Annotated in this window: 7 protein-coding genes and 1 pseudogene; 2 read left to right on the top strand and 6 right to left on the bottom strand. The window is 67.6% G+C overall.

Annotated elements, in window-relative coordinates; translation table 11 throughout:
* Both INE98_RS06630 and INE98_RS06625 read left to right on the top strand, forming a co-directional pair.
* Positions 1–796, top strand: a pseudogene (locus INE98_RS06630) (aminomethyl-transferring glycine dehydrogenase subunit GcvPB); the annotation flags it as partial.
* Between the two features lie 258 nt (positions 797–1,054).
* Entirely contained in the window at positions 1,055–1,468 is a 414-nt protein-coding gene (locus INE98_RS06625; protein ID WP_293537573.1) for a hypothetical protein, read from the top strand.
* Positions 1,469–1,472: 4 nt separating this feature from the next.
* Here INE98_RS06625 and INE98_RS06620 read toward each other — a convergent pair whose 3' ends face one another.
* The 6 genes from INE98_RS06620 to INE98_RS06595 form a co-directional block, all read right to left on the bottom strand.
* On the bottom strand, positions 1,473–1,985 hold the full coding sequence (locus INE98_RS06620) for an ATP F0F1 synthase subunit B (protein ID WP_293537571.1): 513 nt from the start codon (positions 1,983–1,985) through the stop codon (positions 1,473–1,475).
* Positions 1,982–2,560, bottom strand: coding sequence for a hypothetical protein (locus INE98_RS06615; protein ID WP_293537570.1), 579 nt, complete (start codon positions 2,558–2,560; stop codon positions 1,982–1,984). Before INE98_RS06615 ends, INE98_RS06620 begins: the two co-directional genes overlap by 4 nt.
* A gap of 78 nt (positions 2,561–2,638) precedes the next feature.
* Positions 2,639–2,863, bottom strand: coding sequence for a F0F1 ATP synthase subunit C (locus INE98_RS06610; protein WP_293512506.1), 225 nt, complete (start codon positions 2,861–2,863; stop codon positions 2,639–2,641).
* 51 nt (positions 2,864–2,914) lie between these two features.
* Positions 2,915–3,682: a F0F1 ATP synthase subunit A gene (locus tag INE98_RS06605; RefSeq protein WP_293537568.1), complete on the bottom strand. Its 768-nt coding sequence runs from the start codon at positions 3,680–3,682 to the stop codon at positions 2,915–2,917.
* A 16-nt stretch (positions 3,683–3,698) separates the two neighbouring features.
* On the bottom strand, positions 3,699–4,055 hold the full coding sequence (locus tag INE98_RS06600; protein ID WP_293537566.1) for a F0F1 ATP synthase assembly protein I: 357 nt from the start codon (positions 4,053–4,055) through the stop codon (positions 3,699–3,701).
* A gap of 195 nt (positions 4,056–4,250) precedes the next feature.
* On the bottom strand, positions 4,251–4,559 hold a 309-nt coding region (locus tag INE98_RS06595), incomplete at its 5' end, for a hypothetical protein (protein WP_293537564.1).

Raw genomic sequence — 4,559 nt, 5'->3', positions numbered from 1 at the left:
GGCCTACTTCTACTGCGACGGGGCCAACTTCAACGCCATCGTCGGCCGGGTCCGTCCCGGCGACCTGGGCGTCGACGCCATGCACATCAACCTGCACAAGACCTTCTCCACCCCCCACGGGGGCGGCGGGCCGGGCTCCGGCCCGGTGGTCCTGTCGCAGGCCCTGGCGCCCTTCGCCCCGACCCCCTGGGTGGTCCACGGCCCTGAGGGATTCAAGCTCCTGGAGGAGACCGAGGCCGAGGAGGCTCAGGCCTTTGGCCGCATGACCGCCTTCCACGGCCAGATGGGCATGTATGTCCGCGCCTACGCCTACATGCTCAGCCACGGCGCCGACGGCCTGAGGCAGGCGGCCGAGGATGCGGTGCTGAACGCCAACTACATCAAGGCCCGGCTCTCCGGCGTGATGAGCGCCGCCTTCCCGGACGGTCCCTGCATGCACGAGGCCCTGTTCGACGACCGCTGGCTGGAGGGAACGGGGATCACCACCCTGGACTTCGCCAAGGCCATGATCGACGAGGGCTTCCATCCCATGACCATGTACTTCCCGCTTGTGGTTCATGGGGCGATGCTTGTCGAACCGACGGAGTCGGAGTCCCTCGCAGAGCTCGACCGCTTCTGCGAGGCCCTCCTGGCCCTGGCCGAGGCGGCGCTCGCCGGGGAGGTCGAGCGCTTCACTTCCGCCCCGCGCCTGGCGCCCCTTCGGCGACTGGACGAGACCCTGGCCGCCCGCAAGCCGCGCCTGACCTGGCGGCCCCTCGAGACGGGTGTGGCGCCGGCGCCGCTCGCCGCGGAATAGCGTTTGAAGTCGGGGTGCGAGGCCCGGGCGACAGGTCCGGCGGCTTTACGAGCCGGCTGCGGGACCCCATAGGCTGATGGACCCGGGGGGAGCGCCCCTTGTCCCACCGGCTGAGATTCGGGATCCAACGGCCGTGTCGCCAGCAACTGAAAACCTTCGCTCACGCGGCCATGTTTCGGGCGCCGGAAGGCTTCATGCTGGAGGCCTGTTCGAAACCGGGACGCCTCCGGTGATTGCGGTTCAGCGGAACTGAAGTCTGTGTCCGAAACACCCCGGGAAAAGTCGTCGGTCTATCGCGAAGCGGATGCTCTTGCGCGCGCCTTTCTCTCGGGCTTTGCGCGAATTGGGCTGACGGTCGGAGGACTGATTCTGGTCATCGCGGGGATCGTCCTGGCCCCGTTGCCCGGTCCCCTCGGACTTCCCCTGACGGTCATCGGCCTGATGATGGTGCTTCGCGGTTCGTTCCGGGCAAAACGCGAGTTTGTCCGCCTCCAGAACCGTCACCCCAAGTTCGTCCGGCCCCTGCGGCGGCTCCTGAGACGGGACCCGGAGATTCTGCCGTTCGCCTGGCAGCAGTCCCTGCGGGTCGAACGCCTCGTGCTCCCGCGAAAGCGCCGGTTTCTCGTCAGGCTTCGGAAGCGTCTCCGCGGGCGGAGACGAACGCCGGACTAGCCGGTCAGCGGAACTTTTCCGCCAGCATCGGGATCGCCCGGTCGACGAGGGGATCGCTGGAGGCGCCGGCGAGGCGATCGGCCAGCACCTGTTCCGCCATCCGTGTTGCAAGATCCACGGCTGCGGCGCGAACCTCAGCTTCGGCCTGGGCCTCGGCGTTGGCGATCTTTCTCTCCGCCATCTGCTGGCGTCGGGCCAGCGACTCCTCCAGGCGAGCCTTGGCGTCCGCCTCATAGGTGCGGGCCTGCTCCTCAGCGGCGGCCAGCATGTCGCGGACCTGCCTCTCGGCCTCGGTGCGCTCGGCCTTCAGCTCCGCCAGGAGGCGCTCGGCTTCGGCCCGGATCCGGGCGGCTTCGTCCAGGTCGTTCTGGATGGCGTCCCGCTGGGCGTCCAACCGACCCGCCAACATCTGCGGGGCCCTGGCCACGAAGACAACGATCGCAAGGAAGATCAGAAGACCCGCCGCAATCCAGAATTCCGGTTTGCCGGGGTCGAGCGAGATGTGGAAGGGGTTCATCCGGCGGCTCCCTTGGCGGCGGCTCGAAGGTCAGCCGCAGGGACGGAGGTCCCGGTCAGCCGTTCCACCATGGCGCCGGCCGTCTCGACGGCGATCTCGCCCACGCTGGCCATGGCCGTATCCCTCAGCGACCGGATCCGGGTTTCCGCTGCAGCGAGGTCCTCGGCGATCCGGGCGTCGGCTTCCGCCTGGCGTGCGGCGAAGTCGGCGTTCGCCCTGGCCTTGGCTTCTGCAGCCACGGTGCGGGCGCGTGTCCGGGCCTGCTCGATCTCGCTCCGGGCGGCGGCGGCCTGGGCGTCAGCTTCATCCTGGACGCGACGGGCCTCCGCGACAGCGGAACGGATCGTCTCCGCCCGGGTCTCGCGCACACGCCGGAGCCGGGGAATGAAGACCCTGGACATCAGGGTGTAGAGAACGGCGAAGATCAGCAGCAGCCAGACGATCTGGCCGCCCCAGTACTCGAACTCGAACTGGGGCAGACCGCCGCCGCTGTCGGCAGGCGCGGCGCCGGCGTAAGTACCGTCCAGAGCCGCAGGCGCGGCGCCAGGCGTATAGGGGGTGTCTTCGGCGGCCATCTGGCTACGACGTCCTCAGGATGCGAAGCCACCGCCCTGGCCTGAGCCGGGGCAGGGGCGACGCAGGATCAGTTGAAGTCAGCTGAACAGGATCAGGAGACCCAGAACGAAGGCCAGGATGCCCAGCGCTTCGGTCAGGGCGGCGCCGAGGATGAGGTTGGTGAACTGGCCGCCGGCCGCCGACGGGTTGCGGGTCGCGCCCGCAAGGAAATGCCCGAAGATGGTGCCGACGCCGATGCCCGCGCCGATCATGCCGAGGGTCGCCAGACCCGCGCCGATGAACTTAGCCGCTTCCGCTTCCATGATTTTGGTCCTGCTTGAGTGTTGGAAAGGGGTGAGGGATGGACCCGGGGATCAGTGATGATCGCCGAGGTTGACCACGTCGTTCAGGTAGACGCAGGTCAGAACCGCAAAGACGAAGGCCTGAAGGAAGGCCACGAGGAACTCCAGGGCGGTCAGCGCCACCACGCCCGCCAGCGGCAGGATGGCCCCGACGATCCCGACTGCGCCCAGTGCAGCGAGGGTGGGGACAAAGCCGGCGAAGACCTTCAGGGCCACGTGGCCGCCCAGCATGTTGCCGAAAAGTCGGAGCGCCAGGGTGACCGGCCTCAGGAAGAAGGAGATGATCTCGATCGGCGTGACCAGCAGCAGCATGTACCAGGGCACGCCGGACGGCACGAACAGCTTGTACATCTTCGCGCCGTTGCGGATGAAGCCGACCACGAGAACCAGGAAGAAGGTCATCAGCGCCAGGGTCACGGTCACCGCCAGCTGGGAGGTGGCCGTGAAGGCCAGGAACATGCCCAGCATGTTCATGGTCAGCACGAACAGGAAGATCGAGAACACGTACGGGAAGAACTTCCGGGACTCAGGACCGATAATCCCGGCCGCCAGATCGTCGATGTAGCCGAAGAGCCCCTCGGCGATCAGCTGTGTCCGGCCGGGCACCACCGCCGCCCGGCTTGTGGCGATCGCGAAGAACGCGATCACCAGACCGGCTGCGATCAGCATGGCCATGATGGAGTTGTTCAGCGAAAGATCGACCGAAAGACCCCCGGGCAGCGGCACGGTCGGCAGCTGCAGTCCCTTGTGGATCTCGAACTGTTCCATCGGGCTGGCCATGCCGCCTCGAGCTCCTTCAATCGTCGCGGTCCGTGGCGTCGTCAGGCAGGTCCCGGGGGGGACCCCACTCGCGCGCCGCCACGGCGCTGTAAATCCTGGCCGACCGAACGGCCATCCAGATCGAGATGACGAAGCCCCCCAGGACCCCGACGATCATCCCCCAGGGCGCGGTCCCGACGATAAAGTCGAGGGCCGCCCCGAAACCGATCCCCACGAACACCCCGCCGAGCAGCAGGGCCATGATCCGGTACCCATAGCTCGCCGCCTGAGCGCCGTGGTCCGGCGACTCCCGCGTGGTGCGCGCTTCGAGGGCCGCAGCCGTCTCGTCGAGTCGACGGAGGGCCTCTTCCCGCGAGGGATCCGATCCTGGCATGGGTCACACGGTCTGACGGCCCTGGCGAAGACCAGGACCCCGGGCTGGATTTCGGGCCGGAACCTATAGAAGCGGTTGCAGTGCGTCAAGGCTGGCTGGATGCGTTTTAACCGATTGAAATAAAAGGAAAAGATAGCCCTGGAAGGCCCTGGTGCTCCAGGCCTCTCCGGCCCCTGCGGGATTCCCGTCCGCCCGCTACTCGGCGGCCAGGGCCTCGGCCTGCCGAAGGTCCACCGAAACCAGCTGCGAGACGCCCCGCTCGGCCATGGTCACCCCGAACAGGCGGTCCATCCGCGCCATGGTGACGGGGTTGTGGGTGATGGCGATGAAACGGGTCCGGGTGCGCCGGCGCCTCTCGTCCAGCATGTTGCAGAAGCGGTCGACATTGGCGTCATCCAGGGGGGCGTCCACCTCGTCCAGCACGCAGATGGGCGCGGTATTGGCCAGGAATACGGCGACGATCATGGCGCAGGCGGTCAGGGCCTGCTCTCCGCCGCTCATCAG

Source organism: Phenylobacterium sp., assembly GCF_020253645.1.
GTDB lineage: Bacteria > Pseudomonadota > Alphaproteobacteria > Caulobacterales > Caulobacteraceae > Phenylobacterium.
This window is presented reverse-complemented; position numbering and strand designations above follow the sequence as displayed.